Origin of the sequence: Amycolatopsis japonica (assembly GCF_000732925.1) — a bacterium.
In the GTDB taxonomy this organism is placed as follows: domain Bacteria; phylum Actinomycetota; class Actinomycetes; order Mycobacteriales; family Pseudonocardiaceae; genus Amycolatopsis; species Amycolatopsis japonica.
Genome location: NZ_CP008953.1, coordinates 1262177 through 1278787 on the forward strand (window position 1 = coordinate 1262177; position 16611 = coordinate 1278787).

Below are 16611 nucleotides of genomic sequence, written 5' to 3' on the forward strand. Positions count from 1 at the left end.
CTGGGTCCCTCAAGGAGGCCTTCATTTGTGTACTTACGTCCGATCTGCGTGGGAGTGAGAGTCCGGTTGTCGTCGAGGGATGACGATGAAGGAATTGGGACGTTGAGTGTCCCGATTCCTTCATCGTCGCGGTGGCCGTCCTGGTCTTGAACCCTTGATCGTGCCGGTCGCGCCTCGGGGTGGACGACCGAGTGGGGAAGATCCTGGACGTTGGACGGCTGGAATCTTCCCCGCTCGCCCAAGACGACAGCCGGCATGAGCTTCACTGCCCGCCTGCCTCACCGACGGGGTCGACCGTGGAGGATTCAGGACGCACAACGTCCCGAATCCTCCACACTCGGCCCCGGCCACGCCAGCGGGTCAGCAAATACGGGTCCCTCAAGGAGGCCTTCACGGACTTGAGGGTCGTCGCTGGCGGACCATCGGCGCCGGACATCGGCCAGCTGGTAGCAAAGGTCCCTTGATCCGGCCATCGGCGCCGGAGGAAAAGCGTCCTTCAGCCCTCGTCCGCGAGTGACACTTACTCGATTCGGAGGGTGACAGCCGCTGCTTTCCGCGCCCCGGCATGGCACGATCGGAGAAACTACCAGCGAGTAACCTCCGGAGGCCGGTTGTGGCGCGGGAAATCTCGAGTGTGGGAGTCATCGGTCTCGGCACCATGGGTGCCGGGATCGCCGAGGTGCTCGCGCGGAGCGGCGTATCGGTCGTCGCGGTGGAGATCGACGACGACGGCGTCCACCGCGGCCGGGGTCATCTGGAGCATTCGACCGAACGGGCGGTGTCCGGCGGCAAACTCGACGCCGACGGCCGGAGCGCGCTCCTGGACCGGATCCGGTACACCACGTCGCTGGCGGAATTGTCCGATGTGGACCTGGTGATCGAGGCGATCCCGGAGAACCTCGAAGCGAAATCCGACGTGTTCGCGCAGCTGGACAAGATCACCGGTCCGGACACGATCTTCGTCTCGAACACCTCTTCGCTGTCGATCACCGAGATCGGCGTGCACACCGCGCGGCCGGGCAAGGTCGTCGGGATGCACTTCTTCAACCCGGCGCCGATCCTCAAACTGGTCGAGGTCGTCCGCACCGTCGTCACCGAGCCCGACGTGGTCACCGACGTCGTCGCGTTCGCCGAACGGCTCGGCAAGACCCCGGTGGTGATCGGCGACCGCGCCGGGTTCATCGCCAACGCCCTGCTCTTCGGGTATCTCAACCACGCCGTGCGGATGTACGAGCAGCGCTACGCCACCCGCGAGGACCTCGACGCGGCGATGCGGTTCGGCTGCGGATATCCCATGGGGCCCTTGGCTTTGCTCGACCTCATCGGGCTGGACACCGCGTACGAGATCCTCGACACGATGTACCACCAGTCGCGCAACCGGCTGCACGCGCCGGCGCCGCTGCTCAAGCAGATGATCACCGCCGGGCTGCTCGGCCGGAAGACGGGCCGGGGTTTCTACACCTACGACGAGCCCGATTCGCCGACGGTGACCGACGCGGTCACGAAGTCCACAGTGGACACTGCGACGGCGCGCGAAGTGCGCAAGGTCGGCGTCGTCGGGACCGGGACCATGGCGACGGGCATCGTCGAGGTGTTCGCGAAACGCGGCTACGAGGTCATCCTGCGCGCCCGGAGCGCGGAGAAGGCCGCGGCGTCGGTCGCGCGGGTGAAGAAGTCGCTGGACAAGGCCGTCGTCAAGGGCAAGCTGTCCGAAGAGGACGCCGCCGCCGCGCTCGGCCGGATCTCGCCGGCGGTGGAGTTCGAGGAACTGGCCGACGTCGACCTCGTCGTCGAGGCGGTGGCCGAAGACCTGGCCGTCAAGCAGGCCGTCTTCGCCGCGCTCGACGACGTCGTGAAGCCGGGCGCGGTCCTGGCGACGACCACGTCCTCGCTGCCGGTCATCGAATGCGCGGCCGCCACTTCGCGGCCTTCCGACGTGGTCGGCGTGCACTTCTTCAACCCGGCGCCGGTGATGAAACTCGTCGAGGTCGTCTCCACCATCGCCACCGCTCCCGACGTGATCGCGACCGTCGACGCCGTCTGCGCTGCCGTGGGCAAGCACCCCGTGCACTGCGGCGACCGGGCCGGGTTCATCGTCAACGCGCTGCTGTTCCCGTACCTGAACGACGCGGTGAAGATGCTCGAAGCGCACTACGCGGAAGCCGACGACATCGACACCGCGATGAAGGTGGGCTGCGGGCTGCCGATGGGCCCGTTCGAACTGCTCGACGTCGTCGGGCTGGACGTTTCGCTGGCGATCCAGCGGACGCTGTACAACGAGTTCCGCGAAGAGGGCTTCGCGCCGGCGCCGTTGCTGGAGCACCTCGTGACCGCCGGTCGGCTCGGCCGCAAGACCGGGAAGGGGTTCAAGGACTACTCGGCGCGGTAACTTGGATGCCATGCCGGTTTCCGCGGGGGTCAGGAAACGGATCAAGGAACTCCTCGATCCGGACGACGAGATCCACTACGTGTTCCCAGCCGACGTCTTCGGCAGCACCAACCCCGGAGTGTTCTTCGCGGTGACACGCAAGACGATCACGATCCTGACCACCGGGTACCTGAGCCGGAAGATGCCGAAACGCGTCGTCGCGACGACGTTGCGGAACCATCGGATCGGGCCGGTCGACACCTCGACCGTCCCGTGGTTCAAGTTCAACGGCGTCGACTACGAGATCGACGACGAGTACATCTCCGTCGTGCACGCCGCGGATGCCGAGATCATGCGGGGAAAACCTGAAGATCCGCTGCCGGACCTCTAAGCTCCCGGGAGTGCGTCAGCTCACATACGACGGGGTGCCCATCCCCGGTCTGAACGACCTGGTCCGGACGGCCATCCGGCTGCACCCCGCGCCGGGATTGCCCCGTCCGGACGAAAGCCACTTCGGCGGGCCGCTGCTCTGGCCGTCGGACGAGCCATGGCCGGAGTGCCCGGTGACCTGGCCGCCGGACCCCGACGCGTCCGACGACGCGTGGCCGGGCGGGCATCCGCTCGACGAGCCGGTCCCGGCGATGGTCGGCGCGGCGCAGTTCTTCCGCGACGACTTCCCGGAGCTGCCCTTCCCGGAGGGCACCGACGTCCTGCAGATCCTGTTCTGCCCGCTGGAACACGACAACCCGTACCACCGCGGCCCCGCCGTCCGGCTGGTGTGGCGCGATTCCGCCGAGGTGGGGGACATCGCGGAGCCGCCGCCCGCCCCCGAGGACGCCCAAGCCGCCTACCTGCCGGAACCGTGCGTCTTCGAACCGTGCTCGATCGACGAGCTGCCGCGCCTCTGCGATTTCCCGCCGGAGACCCGCGCCGCGCTCGGCATCCCCGAAGGCGCGAGCGAAGACCCGGAGGGCTGGCCCGAACTCGACCACTACGCGAAGATCGGCGGCTGGACGGCCTGGCACGTGGCCGAACGCGTCGACCTGGGCTGCCGGGAGTGCGGTGCCGAGCTGAGACAGACGCTCGCGCTGGCCACGGAGGAACACGAGGTCGGCTGCGGTTGCGGGGTCGACGACGAAGAACCGGCGTGCTGGGCGTTCGGCGACCGGGGAGTGCTGAACATCTTCACCTGCCCCACCGATCCGCGGCATCCGTTCAAGGTCCGGATCGCCTGATCAGCCGGGTGGTAGCAAAGGTCCCCCGCTCCAGTGCTGGAAGACGAGGTTCGTGTGCACCCTGGCGACCTCGTCGCGGGCGGTCAGTTCGTCGAGCACCAGCCGTTGCAGCTCGGTCGCCGACGCGGTGGCGACATGCGCGAGGAAGTCGTCCGGGCCGGTCAGGTGGTAGACGGCGCGGACCTCGGGCAGCGCCAGCAGATGCTCGACGAACGAATCGACCAGTGCGCGCCGGTGCGGGCGGACCTGCACGAACAGGAGCGCTTCGAGCGGGCGGCCGAGTTTGGCCGCGTCCACCTCGGCGCGCTGGCCGATGATCACTCCGAGCTCGCGCAGCCGGTTGACGCGGTCGAGACAGGTCGAGGGTGCGACGCCGACTTCGGCCGCCAGATCCTTGTTCGAGATCCGGGCGTCGTTCTGCAAGAGCCGCAGAATTCGAAGATCAACCGTGCTCAGTTCGACGGAATCCGACATCAGCGAATGATATCCGAGGATATTGCGGTCGATCCGGAGAAAATCGCACCATCTGGGGTATGACCGCAACGCTGCGCACCCGAGCCGTCCACGCCGGCCGTGACGATCTCACGGACCTCGGCGTCCACGCCGCTCCGCTCGACCTGTCCACGACCTACCCGTCGCGGGACAGCGTCGAGGAGGCGGGCCGCATCGACGAATTCGCTGCCTCGGGCTCGCTGTCCGGGCTCCCGGTCTACGGGCGGCTGAGCAACCCCACTGTCGAGCGTTTCGAGAAGGCGCTGGCCGAACTCGAAGGGTTCGAAGACGCCGTCGCGTTCGCCACCGGCATGGCCGCGGTTTCGGCCTCGCTGCTCGCGGCCGTCGCCCAGGGCAAGCGGCACGTCGTCGCCGTCCGGCCGGTCTACGGCTGCACCGACCACATGCTGACGTCCGGGCTGCTCGGGACCGAGGTGACCTGGGCCGATCCGGAGGACGTCGCCTCGGCGCTGCGTCCCGACACCGGGCTGGTGCTGCTCGAAACCCCCGCGAACCCGACCCTGCGCGAGGTCGACATCGCCGAGATCGTGCGCGCCGCGGGCGAGGTCCCGGTGCTGGTCGACAACACCTTCGCGACCCCCGTGCTCCAGCGGCCGGGACGGCACGGCGCTCGGTTCGTCCTGCACAGCGCGACCAAGTTCCTCGGCGGGCACGGCGACGTCATGGGTGGCGTGGTGGCTTGCAGCGCCGAAGACGCGGGGATGCTGCGGCAGATCCGCTTCGCCACCGGAGGCGTGCTTCACCCGCTCGCCGGGTACATGCTGCTTCGCGGCCTCTCGACCCTTCCGCTGCGCGTCAACGCCGCGTCCGCGACGGCCGCCGAACTCGTCGAGCGGCTGCGCGGCCACGCGAACGTGAGCGCCGTGCACTACCCGGCCATCGGTGGTCCGCTGATCGCGTTCGAGGTGGACGGCGATCCGCACGCGCTCATCGGCGCGGTCCGGCTGATCACCCCGGCCGTCAGCCTCGGCAGTGTGGACTCGCTCATCCAGCATCCCGCGTCGATCAGCCACCGGATCGTCGCCGAGGACGACCGGCGCGGCGCGGGGGTCACCGACCGGCTCATCCGCATGTCGGTGGGGCTGGAGGACGTCGAGGACCTGTGGCACGACCTGGATCAGGCACTCAAGGCGTGCTGAGTTCTGCGATCGTCATCACCGGGATGTCGACAAATCGTCCGGCCTGGCTAACCTGGTCGGGTGAAAGATCTGGTCTCGTCCTGGGTGGAATCTTCGGCTCGTAGCACGCTTTCCCGGCTGCACCAGCAGATCGGTGTGGCCGGGCTCGCCGCCGCGGCGGCCGTGCCCGCGCTGTCCGCCGTCTTCGATCAGCACTCCGCCGCGGTGCGCGACATCCTCGCGGTCGGTGTCGAAGGCTCGGCGGCGGTGGCCGGGGTCGTCCTGCTCGCCGGCTACACGCGCGGGCTGCTCGACGAGGCGAAGGCCAAGGGCTGGACGTTCCGGGCTCCGGCCGATCTGACCGCGTGGACCACCAGCGACTGGTTGACCGCGCGGCTGGTCGGCGTTTGTTCGCTGGCCGCCTCGATGGACGACCGGCGGACCCAGCCGACCGGGAACGGGTAGGGCGGCCGGACGCCCCACCCGCTCCCGTGGAAGGTCAGCGGTACTCCGGCGGAGGGGGCATGTTTCCACCGGGGGGCCGCTGGCCGGGATCCTGATGCTGCGGCACCTGACCCTGGCTGGGCGGGAACTGCTGGTGCTGCGTCGGCGCGTTCGGGTTCACGGCGTGATGCCCGGCGGACACCGGCTGGTTGACCGTCGTCCGCTCCGTCGGCACCTCACCCGAGCGGCCCGCGTCCTCGCGACCGCGCTGGTAGGCCTCGGCCTGCGCCTTCGCGGCGGGGATCTCCGCCTCGGCCCGGCCGAGCCAGGTCTCCCAGCGCTGCTGCATCGGCTTGATGAGACCACCGCCGACACCGACGACGGCGATACCGCCGACCGTGGCGAGCACGGCGATCAGCACCGGCATCGTGACCGCGGTGGCCACGCCGATCTGGTTCAGCGCGGCGATCGCACCGAGGCCCCAGATGAACACCGAGGCGATGGTGGCGAGCACCTTGCCGTAGGAGACACCGCCGAGGGCGTTCCCGATCAGATCCTTGACCGCCTTGGCGACCGCGCCGGCGATCACCACGATGACGATCGCGACGATGGCACGCGGCAGCCACGCGACGATGTCGTTGAGCAGCGCGCTCACCGGGTTCGGGCCGAACACGCCGAACGCGAACTGCAGGGCGATCAGCAGGATCGCGTAATAGACGATCTTGCTGATGATGCCGGACGCGTCGAACTGGCTGCGCGCGAGCATCTGTTTGAAGCCCCCGCGTTCGAGTAGCCGGTTGAACCCGACCTTCTCGAGCACCATGCTCACGGCCTTCGAGAGCGCCTTGGCGATCAGCCAGCCGATGAACAGGATGACCAGGAACGCGAGCAGTTTCGGGACGAAGGTGGCGACCGAACTCCAGGCGCTCGACACGCCTTGACCGAAGTCGACGGCCGCCAGTGCTGATGTGGCCACTGGACTTTCTCCCTTCCCACCACTGGAGCTTCCAGACTGGTGGGAAGGGGGTACCCGCCATTCGGGCGATCACACGTTGCGCCACCCGAACGGGTGGGTCAGCTGCAGCAGCCTCCGCCGCAGCAACCGCCTCCACCTGCGGGAACAGGGGCCGGACCGGAAGCGGACCCGGTCAGCGCGACGGTCGTCAGCAGCTTGACGGTGTCCTGGTGGCCCTCGGGACACGGCGCGGGCGCACCGGACTCGCTCATCGGCCGCAGCAGTTCGAAGGTTCCGGCGCATTCGCGGCAGCGGTAGGCGTAGGTCGGCATTCCGGCATTATCCCATCTCCTTCCGGCCGCCGGGATGGCAAGCTGGCCGGGTGGAACTGCCTGTCGCGGCGCACGTGCCGCATCTCGGCCAAGTCGTCCCGTCCGTGCTTTCCGCCCTCGGCGCCGAGGGGTTCGCCAATTCGCTGAGCCTGGCGGAGGCGTCCAGCGCCTGTGTCCTGCTCATCGACGGTCTCGGCTGGGAGCTGCTGGCCGAGCATCCCACCGACGCGCCCGTGCTCACCCAGCTGGCGAAGTCGCCGCTGCGGGTCGGTTTCCCGGCGACGACGGCGGCCGGTCTCGGCGCGATCGGCACGGGCCTGGCGTCGGGGGAACACGGCCTGGTCGGGTACAGCTTCGAGGTGCCGGGCACCGGCGTCCTGAACGCGCTGCGCTGGAGCAGCCACGTGGACGGCGGCGATCTCCGCGGCGCCCTGCCGCCGCGCGAGGTGCAGCCGCTGCCGACGACGTTCGAACGCGCGGCGGCCGCCGGGATCACGACCAGCGTGGTGTCGTCGGCGAAGTTCGCCGACACTGCGCTCACCCGGGCGACACAGTCCGGCGCGCGCTATGTGGGCGTCCACGCGCTCGGTGACCTGGCCGCCTGCGTCCTGCACTGCCTCGAAGCGCGGCCCGCGTTCTGCTGGGGCTATCACAGCGAACTCGACATGCTGGGCCACATCTACGGGCCCGGTTCGGCGCCGTGGCGGATGCAACTACGGCAGGTCGACCGGCTGGTCGAGTCCCTTGTGGACGGCCTGCCGCCCGGCGCGCTCCTCGCCGTCGTGGCCGACCATGGCATGGTCACCGTCGAGGGCGCGCTCGACATCGACGAGACACCCGCGCTGCTCGGCGGCGTCCGGGCCATCGGGGGTGAGGTCCGGGCGCGGCACGTCTACAGCGAAGCGGGCGCGGAGGCCGACGTCCTGGCGGCGTGGCGCGAGGTGATCGGAGACCGGGCGTGGATCCTCCCGCGCGACGAGGCCGTCGAGGCGGGCTGGTTCGGGCCGGTCTCCGATCGGGTCCGTCCGCGTATCGGCGACGTGGTCGTGGCGGCGAAGGGACGCTTCGGGCTCGTGCGAGAACTGGCGGAGGCCGTCGAGTCCTCCTTGGTCGGGCAGCACGGCTCGCTCACGCCGGCCGAGCAACTCGTCCCGTTGGTCCTCGCGCGCGGCTAGCCGCAGAACTCGGCGAACATCGCGCGGAGCACGGCCGAGCGCGCGGTTTCGGAGGTGAGGTTCGTGGTGACGCCGACCGTGATCTGCCTGGCGCCGTCGGAGGTCCGCATGCTCCAGGTGTTGTAGCCGGGTACCGAACCGTTGAAGCCCCAAGCCTCCGGCGCGGCGCAGCCCTGCGGGAGCCGCAGCCGCATGACGCCGAGGCCCGAGTCCACCGCGGGAACGCCGCTGGGCACGGTCTTGCGCATCTCGGCCAGCTGCGCCGCGGGGAAGAGTCGTCCGGTGAACACGGCGCCATAGAACCGGTTCAGATCGTCGGCGGTGGAGATCAGATTCCCGGAACCCCAGAACCGCGACATCTCGTAGTCGGTGACGTCGGTCAGCGGCGCGTCGGGACCGTACAGCCGTTCGTAACCACGGGCGGCCGCGTGATGGACGTGGGGATAGCGGTACGGGAGGGAGCTGTCCCGCATCCCCGCCTTGTCGAGAACCCGGCGCTGTAGCACGGAATTCAGCTCGTCCCCGGTGAGCTTTTCGACGAGTTTCCCGAGCACGGCGTAGTTGGTGTTGGAGTACACCATGCCCTGGCCGGGTGGGAAGGCCAGCGGTTTGCCCTCGGTCCCCAGCCGGATGGTCTCGTCCGGTGACTGGTGCCGCCAGCGGGTCGTGTCGATCTCCGGGAGGCTGTTCCACCGGTCGGTCGCCGGGATCCCGCTGGTGTGCTGCAGCAACTGGCGCACGGTGATCGGCTCGGTGTACGGCAGCAGCCCGGGAAGGCGGTCCTGGACGCGGTCGTCGAGGCCGACTTCGCCCTCACCGGCCAGTTGCAGGACGGCGGTGGCGACCACGCTCTTGGTGATGCTGCCCGCCCGGAAACGGCCGCGGGGGTCCGGCGCGCCGCCCGTCGTGACGTCGCCGACGCCGCTCCGGCCGTACCAGCCGCCGTCCTGGTCGAGCACCGCGGCGTACGCGCCGGGCGCACCGGCGGCGACGGCGTCGTCCAGCGCCTTTTGCAGTCCTGCCCTGGCGGGGGCGGCGACGGCCTGACCGGCCGCGAGTGTTCCGGAGAACAAGGCGGTGCCGGCGGCGATCGCCGCCAAACCGCGAAACAGACGATTCATTGCCCCGACGCTAGGACGCCCCTGGCGCCCGGACAGCCCCTAAGACCCGGGCTTTTCGTGAACGAACCCCTAGCCGGTCAGACGGGCTTCCTCGCCGAGAACTTCACGGAGCGCTTGGGTACGTGGTCGACCTCGATGTCGGTGAATCCGGCGTCGGTGAGCCGGGGCCAGAGCGAGACCGGGTCGAGCGCGTTCATCGTGTCGCCGAGGTGGAGGAGCCGGAACGGCGCGTTCGCCAGGCTGTCGATCGCGCGCAGGACACCGCCGGGGCGGAGCACGCGGAACGCCTCGGCGAAGATCGAGTCCTGTAATGCCGTCGTGGGCACGTGATGCAGCATCGTGAAGCAGACGACCGCGGAGAACTCGCCGTCCTCGAAGGGCATCGCCGCTCCGTCGCCCTGGACGATCCGCACCCGGCCGTCGAATTCCCGCTTGAGGAGGTCCGCCGACGCCTCGTCGATCTCGACGGCGGTGAGCCGGGGGACGAGCCCGACGAGCGCGCGCGTGGTCGCGCCGAAGCCGGGGCCGATCTCCAGCACGGAGTCACCCAGGTCGAAGCCGGCGACGTTGCCCGGCATCTCGGCGGCGACGGCCTTCGCCCACAGCGCGGAACTGCAGAGTTTGCGGTGCACCAGGTTCATCGGCATGCGTTCGAAGCTAACGGTGACCGATAGGCGATAGGCTGCCAACCGATGTCGAATATCGGACTCCTGCCGCCGATGTCCACGGCGATGGTGCTCGGCGAGATGGACCTGCCCGCGGGCACCTGGCTCCCGTGGCACGAACACGACGGCCACCAGCTCGCCTGGGCGGCGCGGGGGATCCTGAGCGTGAACGTCGGCGAGCGGTACTGGGTGCTGCCGCCGACGCGGGCGCTCTGGATCCCGGCCGGGGTCGTCCACCGGACCGGTGCCACCGCGCAGACCGTGTTGCGGGGGATCTACGCCGCCCGGGACCGATGCCCGGTGCACTGGCCCGAACCGACGCTCGTCGCCGTCCGCCCGCTGCTGCGCGAACTGCTGGAGCACCTCGGCGCGGCCGACCTCGGCGACGACGCGCGCCGCCGGGCCGAGGCGGTCGCGTTCGACCTGCTCGAACCGGTGGACGTCGTGCCGATCACCGTGCCGATGCCGTCCGACGAACGTGCGCTGGCCGTCGCGCGGGCGGTGATCGCCGATCCTGCGGACCGCCGCGCCCTCGCCGATTTCGGCTGGCACGCGGGCGCGAGCGAACGCACCCTCGCGCGCCTGTTCCTCACCGAGTGCCGCACGACGTTCGGCGCGTGGCGGGTCCAGGCGCGCCTGCGCGCGTCACTGCCGCTGCTGGCCGAGGGCATGCCGCTGACCGCCGTCTCCCGCCGGATCGGCTACTCGTCGCCGAGCGCTTTCGTCGCCGCGTTCCGCCGCGCGGTCGGGGTGACGCCGGGCGCCTACTTCGGCGGCTGACTCCCCGAGTCACGCCTCCGATCACGCATGATCCGGCTTCGATCACGCATGATCGGCCGGACGACACGGGTGATCCGGCGGACGTCATGCGTGATCAGGCGGACGACACGCGTGACGGAAGGCGGACCGGGTGTGACCCTGCGCGCCTACGTCGGCGGCCGGCCGGGCTCGCCGTATACCGTTTCGGGCGTGCCACGACGTAACCGGCCCGAACGCGGTGGACGCCCCGACCTCGGCGCGTCGACCGGTTGGGCGCGCTCCGAATCCGCCTCCGACGGCGAATGGCTGGTGCGCACCGTGCCCGGCGCGCAGGCCACCAAGGACTACCGCTGTCCCGGTTGCGACCACGAGATCCGGCAGGGGACCCCGCATCTGGTCGCCTGGCCCGCCGACGACACCGGAGGCGTCGCCGACCGCCGCCATTGGCACAAGGCGTGCTGGGGCGCGCGGTCCCGGCGAAGGCCAGGTCGTTGGTGACTCGGCCGCTGGTGAGCTTCAGCGCCGCAGGTGCAGCGAAGGTTCTCCCTCGTACTCCTCCTCCGTGTGGACCGTGAAACCGAGCCGCTCGGCGACCCGGATGGACGGTTCGTTGGACGCCATGATGTTGGCGATCACCGGGACGTCGGGGATCTCCCGCTCGGCCCACTCGACGGCGGCGGCCGCCATCTCCGTCGCGTAGCCCTTGCCCCAGGCGAACGGCCAGAAGCGATACGCGAGGTTCAGCACGCGCTCGCCGTTCCATTCGTGGTACCGGACGCCACCGAACCCGACGATCACCTCGGGTTCGTCCAAAGCGGACACCGTGAGATAGCCGAATCCGTGCTCGGCCCACTGCGTCATCCAGGCGTCGTACAGCTCCCGCGCACCCTCGACGGTGTGCGGCACGACGTTGAACTTGTTCGTCTCCGGATCGGCCTGCAGCGCGACGATGTTCTCGCGGTCCGCCTCGCGCAGCCTCCGCAGCAGCAGCCTCTCCGTCTTGATCTCTGTCAGCACGGTTCTGACGGTAGCGCCAGGGTGCGACAGAATTATCGCCATGAACGATCTCCCGCTGGTACTGCTGCACGCCTTCCCCGTCGACGCCCGCATGTGGGACGCGGTCCGCGCGCCGCTCTCGGAACGCCTGCGGCTGATCACCCCCGACCAGCGCGGTCTCGGCCGCAGCCCGCTGCCGGAAACGGACCGGGAGCCGGATCTGGACGACGCCGCCCGCGACGTGGTCGCGCTGCTCGACCGGCTGGAGCTCGACAAGGTCGTCCTCGGCGGCTGCTCGATGGGCGGCTACCTGACGATGGCGGTGCTGCGCCTCGCGCCGGAACGTGTGGGCGGGCTCGTGTTCATCGACACGAAGGCGACCGCTGACACCCCGGAAGCCGCGCAAGCCCGGCACGACGTCGCGGCCCGGGTCGAAACGGAAGGCGCCGGCTGGATGCCCGAAGCGGTCACACCCGGATTGCTCGCGGAGAAGGCGCGCCCGGAAGTGGTCGAACGGCTTCGGGAACTGATCACGACGCAGCCGCCGTCGGGGATCGCGTGGGCGGCGCGCGCGATGGCGGCCCGGCCCGATTCGCTCGAAACGCTGCGTTCGGTGGACGTGCCCGCGCTGGTCGTGGTCGGCGAAGAGGACGGCCTGACCCCGTTGGAAGCGGCGAACACCCTGGTGGAAACGCTGCCTGACGCGACATTGGTGGTGCTGCCGGAGGCGGGACATCTGACGCCGCTGGAGGATCCGGCCGGAGTCGTCGAAGCGATCTTGGGCTGGTATCCCGCGTAAGAAAAGGTTCCCCTCGCCCCTTTAAAGGTATAGCGGACCCCGGGGCTTGCGGCAAGCCCCCATTCCCGGTCCACAATTCGTGCCTTCACGTTTTTGCCGAAGGGGGATTCCCATGCGTGTACTCCTGTCCACTATCGGGACGAGGGGTGAGGTGCAGCCGCTGGTGGCACTGGCGGTGCGATTGCGGGAACTGGGCCAGGAAGTCCGGCTTTGCGCGCCGCCGGATTTCCGTGAGTGGGCCGAAGGTCTAGGGATCTCGTTCGCGCCGTTGGGGCCGGAACTGCGGTCGACGGCGAAGCCGGATTCCGCGATGACCAAGGCGATGGCCACACCGGAAGGGCGGCGCGCGATGGCCGAGGCCATGGTGGTGAACCAGTTCGAGACGATGCCGGACGTGGCCGAGGGCTGCGACGCCGTCGTCGCGGGAATGGCCTTGAACATCGCCGCCCATTCGGTGGCCGAGCGAAAAGGGATTCCGTATTTCTTCACCGCCTACTGCCCGATAACGCTGCCTTCGCTGCACCATCGTCCGCCCGTTTTCCCGGGATGGGCGCCGAAGAATCCCGACGCCGACATCCCGGCCTTGTGGGCCGACGACGCGGAACGGTGGAACGCGCAATGGGGCGACGTGCTCGACGCGCAGCGGAAACTGCTGGGCCTGCCGCCGGTCGACGACGTGCGCGGGCACATCTTCACCGAGCGCCCGTGGCTGGCCGCCGATCCGGTGCTGGCGCCGTGGCGGGGCCCGTCGGCGCTGGACGTCCACCAGACCGGTGCCTGGCTGCTGCCGGACCACAGCCCGCTGTCGCCCGAACTGGAGGCGTTCCTCGACGACGGGGAACCGCCGGTCTACTTCGGATTCGGGAGCATCCGCGCCCCGGAGGAGATCGCGAAGGCGATGATCGAGGCGGCGAGGGCGCACGGACGGCGGGCGATCGTGTTCCGGGGCTGGACTGAGCTGGCGCTCATCGACGACGCACCCGACTGCATCGCGATCGGGGACGTCAACCAGCAGGCGCTGTTCCCGCGGGTCGCGGCCGTCGTGCAGCACGGCGGCGCCGGCACGACCACGGCGGCGACCCGGGCCGGGGTGCCGCAGGTGCTGGTGCCGCAGATGTTCGACCAGCCCTACTTCGCGCAGCGCGTGCGGGATCTCGGGGTGGGGACGTCGATCACGGGGGAGCCCTCGGTCGAAGCGCTGACGCTCGCTCTGGGCGAGGTACTCCGTCCCGAAGTCGCCTCGCGGGCCCGGCAGGTCGGCGGCGAGGTGCGGACGGACGGCGTCGATGAGGCGGCTCGGCTCCTGATGTCCGGCGTTTAGTCCTCTCGATGCGGTACTTGCGCGTGCAACGACCGCATTCAGAGGACTAAACGCGGGAGGAGAAGTAGCGCTCCAGGGCGGCTTCGGCCTCCGGGAGCCGTTCGGGGAACCGCTGCGCGATCACGAATCGCCACGGCACCTCGAACAACCGCCGCAACGCGATGAACGGTTCGAGCGACGAAGGCGCCACGTCCGCCGGGTACGCGTCCAGAGTCGCGCGCCCGGCCTCCGCGCAGAGCACGCCGAGGTCCCAGCCGAGCGGTCCGCGCCAGGTGTCCTCGAAGTCGAGCCAGCACGGCCCGGCCGCGGTCGCGACGACGTTCCCCCGATGGGCGTCTCCGTGCAGCGGCCGGGCCTCGCCGTCCGGAAGCGCCGCCGCGACCCGTTCGAGTTCGTCGTACAACCGGGGCGCCGCATCGCCCATGACGGCGCCGTGCCGGTCGAGCACCGTCCGGAGTTCGCGGACGGGCCCGAGTTCGGGCAGTTCACCGGGGTAGTCCGCGAGCGCGTCGTGCACCCGGGCGAGGGAAAGCGCCACCTCGCGCGGCGGCAGCGTGTGGCCCGGCTCGTGCGGCGTGTAGTGCCAGAGAGTGACCGGCAGTCCGTCGGCGAAATGCGGTCCTGCCGGGGGATCCGTGGTCGGTGAGACGACGAGCACATCACGTTCCGTGAGGTGCCTCGACAGCTCGACGTCACGCGCGAGCCAGTCCTCGGGCGACGACCGGGCGAGCCGGGTCGTGCCGGGCACCCGTGCCACCACCGGACCCAGCCTCACCAGCACGTTCGACTTGAAATGCAGGACATCGGGACGGCCCGTGGGCAGCCCGTACCGGTCACCGACGGCGAGCGCCGCGGCCACTCCCGCACGGGTGTGTTCGTCGGTCACGGCCCGATCTTGCCAGCCGGTGCGCGCGACTGTCGGTAGTGAGGGCTACGATCCCCACTAGCCGCCGGATTGGGTCCCGAACCCGCCCGGCGACCGCAAATTGACCACCACAAGGTTTGAGTGTTGGAGGCAGGAGTGACGGCCGTAGCCCCCAAGCCGATCGCCACGCGCCCGTATCCCGCGCGCGAGTCGGTTAAGGGTTCGTACCTGCTGCGGTTGTTCCGCACGACGGACCACAAGCAAATCGGCATCATGTACCTGGTCACGTCGTTCGCCTTCTTCATGGTGGGCGGCGCGATGGCGATGCTGATCCGCTCCGAGCTGGCGCGTCCCGGGCAGCAGTTCCTTTCGCAGGAGCAGTACAACCAGCTGTTCACCATGCACGGCACGATCATGCTGCTGCTGTACGCGACGCCGATCCTGTTCGGCTTCGCGAACTTCATCCTGCCGCTGCAGATCGGTTCGCCCGACGTCGCGTTCCCGCGGCTGAACGCGTTCTCGTACTGGCTGTACCTGTTCGGCGGCCTGATCGTGATGTCCGGCTTCCTGACCCCGGGTGGCGCCGCCGACTTCGGCTGGTTCGCCTACACCCCGCTGTCGGACGCCATCCACTCGCCCGGCGTCGGTGCCGACCTGTGGATCTCCGGTCTGGTCGTGTCCGGTCTCGGCACCATCCTCGGTGGCGTCAACATGATCACCACGGTGATCTGCCTGCGCGCCCCCGGTATGACGATGTACCGGATGCCGATCTTCACCTGGAACATCCTGGTCACCAGCATCCTGATCCTGCTGGCGTTCCCGATCCTGACCGCGGCCCTGATGGGCCTGCTGGCGGATCGGCATCTCGGGGCGCACGTGTTCGACCCCGCGAACGGCGGCGTGATCCTCTGGCAACACCTGTTCTGGTTCTTCGGCCATCCAGAGGTCTATATCGTCGCGCTACCGTTCTTCGGGATCGTGTCGGAGATCTTCCCGGTCTTCAGCCGCAAGCCGATCTTCGGCTACAAGGGCCTGGTCTGGGCGACGCTGGCGATCGCCGCGCTGTCGGTGGCCGTGTGGGCGCACCACATGTACGCGACCGGCGCCGTGCTGCTGCCGTTCTTCTCCTTCATGACCTTCCTGATCGCGGTCCCGACCGGTGTGAAGTTCTTCAACTGGATCGGCACGATGTGGAAGGGCCAGCTGTCCTTCGAGACGCCGATGATCTTCTCGATGGGCTTCATCGTCACGTTCCTCTTCGGCGGTCTGACCGGCATCATGCTGGCCGCGCCGGCGATCGACTTCCACGTGTCCGACAGCTACTTCGTCGTCGCGCACTTCCACTACGTGCTCTACGGCACGATCGTGTTCGCCACGTTCGCCGGGATCTACTTCTGGTTCCCGAAGATCACCGGCCGCATGATGGACGAGAAGCTCGGCAAGTGGCACTTCTGGACCACGTTCATCGGCTTCCACGCCACGTTCCTGGTGCAGCACTGGCTCGGCGCCGAAGGCATGCCGCGCCGGTACGCGGACTACCTGCAGTCCGACGGGTTCACGACGCTGAACACGATCTCCACGATCGGCGCGTACATCCTCGGTGCCTCGACGCTGCCGTTCATCTGGAACGTCTTCAAGAGCTACCGGTACGGCGAGATCGTCACGGTGGACGACCCGTGGGGCTACGGCAACTCGCTCGAATGGGCGACGTCCTGCCCGCCGCCGCGGCACAACTTCACCGAGCTGCCGCGGATCCGGTCCGAGCGTCCGGCGTTCGAGCTGCACTACCCGCACATGATGGAGCGCATCCACAAGGAGGGTGAGATCGGCTTCTTCGGGAAGCAGAAGGTCAACACCCACCGGGCGCCGTCCCAGGTGCTCACCGAGGCGGCCATGCCGGGTGACCACTCCGAGGACAACTCCAGCGAGAAGTGACCCGATAAGC

At 69.2% G+C, this 16611-nt stretch carries 18 protein-coding genes; 11 read left to right on the forward strand and 7 right to left on the reverse strand.

Going from position 1 to position 16611, the window contains the following annotated elements; genetic code table 11:
* The first annotated feature begins 613 nt into the window (after positions 1-613).
* Genes AJAP_RS06290 through AJAP_RS06300 form a run of 3 tightly spaced genes read left to right on the forward strand, consistent with a single transcriptional unit; the run spans position 614 to position 3603 of the window.
* Positions 614-2389 carry a 3-hydroxyacyl-CoA dehydrogenase family protein gene (locus AJAP_RS06290; RefSeq protein WP_038508985.1) on the forward strand — a complete coding sequence of 592 codons (1776 nt, stop codon included), beginning with the start codon at positions 614-616 and terminating at the stop codon, positions 2387-2389.
* A gap of 10 nt (positions 2390-2399) precedes the next feature.
* Positions 2400-2759, forward strand: coding sequence for a hypothetical protein (locus AJAP_RS06295; protein ID WP_038508987.1), 360 nt, complete (start codon positions 2400-2402; stop codon positions 2757-2759).
* A gap of 10 nt (positions 2760-2769) precedes the next feature.
* Positions 2770-3603, forward strand: a complete 834-nt coding sequence (locus AJAP_RS06300; protein ID WP_038508989.1) for a YwqG family protein — start codon at positions 2770-2772, stop codon at positions 3601-3603.
* On the opposite strand, the gene AJAP_RS06305 is transcribed toward AJAP_RS06300, so the two are convergent.
* Positions 3604-4077: an Lrp/AsnC family transcriptional regulator gene (locus AJAP_RS06305; RefSeq protein WP_016336815.1), complete on the reverse strand. Its 474-nt coding sequence runs from the start codon at positions 4075-4077 to the stop codon at positions 3604-3606.
* A gap of 59 nt (positions 4078-4136) precedes the next feature.
* Here AJAP_RS06305 and AJAP_RS06310 point away from each other — a divergent pair, with 59 nt between their 5' ends.
* Positions 4137-5255: a trans-sulfuration enzyme family protein gene (locus AJAP_RS06310; protein ID WP_038508991.1), complete on the forward strand. Its 1119-nt coding sequence runs from the start codon at positions 4137-4139 to the stop codon at positions 5253-5255.
* 60 nt (positions 5256-5315) lie between these two features.
* Positions 5316-5699 carry a DUF6401 family natural product biosynthesis protein gene (locus AJAP_RS06315; RefSeq protein ID WP_038508993.1) on the forward strand — a complete coding sequence of 128 codons (384 nt, stop codon included), beginning with the start codon at positions 5316-5318 and terminating at the stop codon, positions 5697-5699.
* 34 nt (positions 5700-5733) lie between these two features.
* On the opposite strand, the gene AJAP_RS06320 is transcribed toward AJAP_RS06315, so the two are convergent.
* Together AJAP_RS06320 and AJAP_RS06325 are read right to left on the reverse strand one after the other, a co-directional pair.
* Entirely contained in the window at positions 5734-6654 is a 921-nt protein-coding gene (locus tag AJAP_RS06320) for a mechanosensitive ion channel family protein (RefSeq protein WP_038508995.1), read from the reverse strand.
* A 98-nt stretch (positions 6655-6752) separates the two neighbouring features.
* Positions 6753-6965 (reverse strand): FmdB family zinc ribbon protein, encoded by a 213-nt coding sequence (locus AJAP_RS06325; protein WP_038508997.1) that lies wholly within the window; start codon positions 6963-6965, stop codon positions 6753-6755.
* Positions 6966-7015: 50 nt separating this feature from the next.
* Between AJAP_RS06325 and AJAP_RS06330 the strand changes: the two genes are divergently transcribed.
* Positions 7016-8140 (forward strand): alkaline phosphatase family protein, encoded by a 1125-nt coding sequence (locus tag AJAP_RS06330; RefSeq protein ID WP_038508999.1) that lies wholly within the window; start codon positions 7016-7018, stop codon positions 8138-8140.
* Here AJAP_RS06330 and AJAP_RS06335 read toward each other — a convergent pair.
* Together AJAP_RS06335 and AJAP_RS06340 are read right to left on the reverse strand one after the other, a co-directional pair.
* Positions 8137-9261 (reverse strand): serine hydrolase domain-containing protein, encoded by a 1125-nt coding sequence (locus tag AJAP_RS06335; protein WP_051972359.1) that lies wholly within the window; start codon positions 9259-9261, stop codon positions 8137-8139. The two genes, AJAP_RS06330 and AJAP_RS06335, sit on opposite strands and share 4 nt — an antisense overlap.
* A 77-nt stretch (positions 9262-9338) precedes the next feature.
* Positions 9339-9902, reverse strand: coding sequence for a class I SAM-dependent methyltransferase (locus AJAP_RS06340; RefSeq protein WP_143202727.1), 564 nt, complete (start codon positions 9900-9902; stop codon positions 9339-9341).
* 51 nt (positions 9903-9953) lie between these two features.
* Here AJAP_RS06340 and AJAP_RS06345 point away from each other — a divergent pair, with 51 nt between their 5' ends.
* The gene (locus AJAP_RS06345) at positions 9954-10706 is read left to right on the forward strand and encodes an AraC family transcriptional regulator (protein WP_174492000.1); all 753 of its coding nucleotides are present in this window, start codon (positions 9954-9956) and stop codon (positions 10704-10706) included.
* Between the two features lie 189 nt (positions 10707-10895).
* On the forward strand, positions 10896-11183 hold the full coding sequence (locus AJAP_RS06350) for a hypothetical protein (protein ID WP_038522495.1): 288 nt from the start codon (positions 10896-10898) through the stop codon (positions 11181-11183).
* Positions 11184-11201: 18 nt separating this feature from the next.
* Here the strand turns inward: AJAP_RS06350 and AJAP_RS06355 are convergent, their stop codons facing one another.
* Positions 11202-11744, reverse strand: coding sequence for a GNAT family N-acetyltransferase (locus AJAP_RS06355; protein ID WP_038509002.1), 543 nt, complete (start codon positions 11742-11744; stop codon positions 11202-11204).
* Here AJAP_RS06355 and AJAP_RS06360 point away from each other — a divergent pair.
* On the forward strand, positions 11743-12480 hold the full coding sequence (locus AJAP_RS06360; RefSeq protein ID WP_038509003.1) for an alpha/beta fold hydrolase: 738 nt from the start codon (positions 11743-11745) through the stop codon (positions 12478-12480). The genes AJAP_RS06355 and AJAP_RS06360 overlap by 2 nt on opposite strands.
* A gap of 112 nt (positions 12481-12592) precedes the next feature.
* The gene (locus tag AJAP_RS06365) at positions 12593-13801 is read left to right on the forward strand and encodes a glycosyltransferase (protein WP_038509004.1); all 1209 of its coding nucleotides are present in this window, start codon (positions 12593-12595) and stop codon (positions 13799-13801) included.
* A gap of 46 nt (positions 13802-13847) precedes the next feature.
* On the opposite strand, the gene AJAP_RS06370 is transcribed toward AJAP_RS06365, so the two are convergent.
* Positions 13848-14687, reverse strand: coding sequence for a phosphotransferase (locus tag AJAP_RS06370; RefSeq protein ID WP_038509005.1), 840 nt, complete (start codon positions 14685-14687; stop codon positions 13848-13850).
* A 135-nt stretch (positions 14688-14822) separates the two neighbouring features.
* On the opposite strand from AJAP_RS06370, the gene ctaD reads away from it, so the two are divergent.
* Positions 14823-16601, forward strand: coding sequence for an aa3-type cytochrome oxidase subunit I (gene ctaD, locus AJAP_RS06375; protein ID WP_038509006.1), 1779 nt, complete (start codon positions 14823-14825; stop codon positions 16599-16601).
* The last annotated feature ends 10 nt before the right edge of the window (positions 16602-16611 follow it).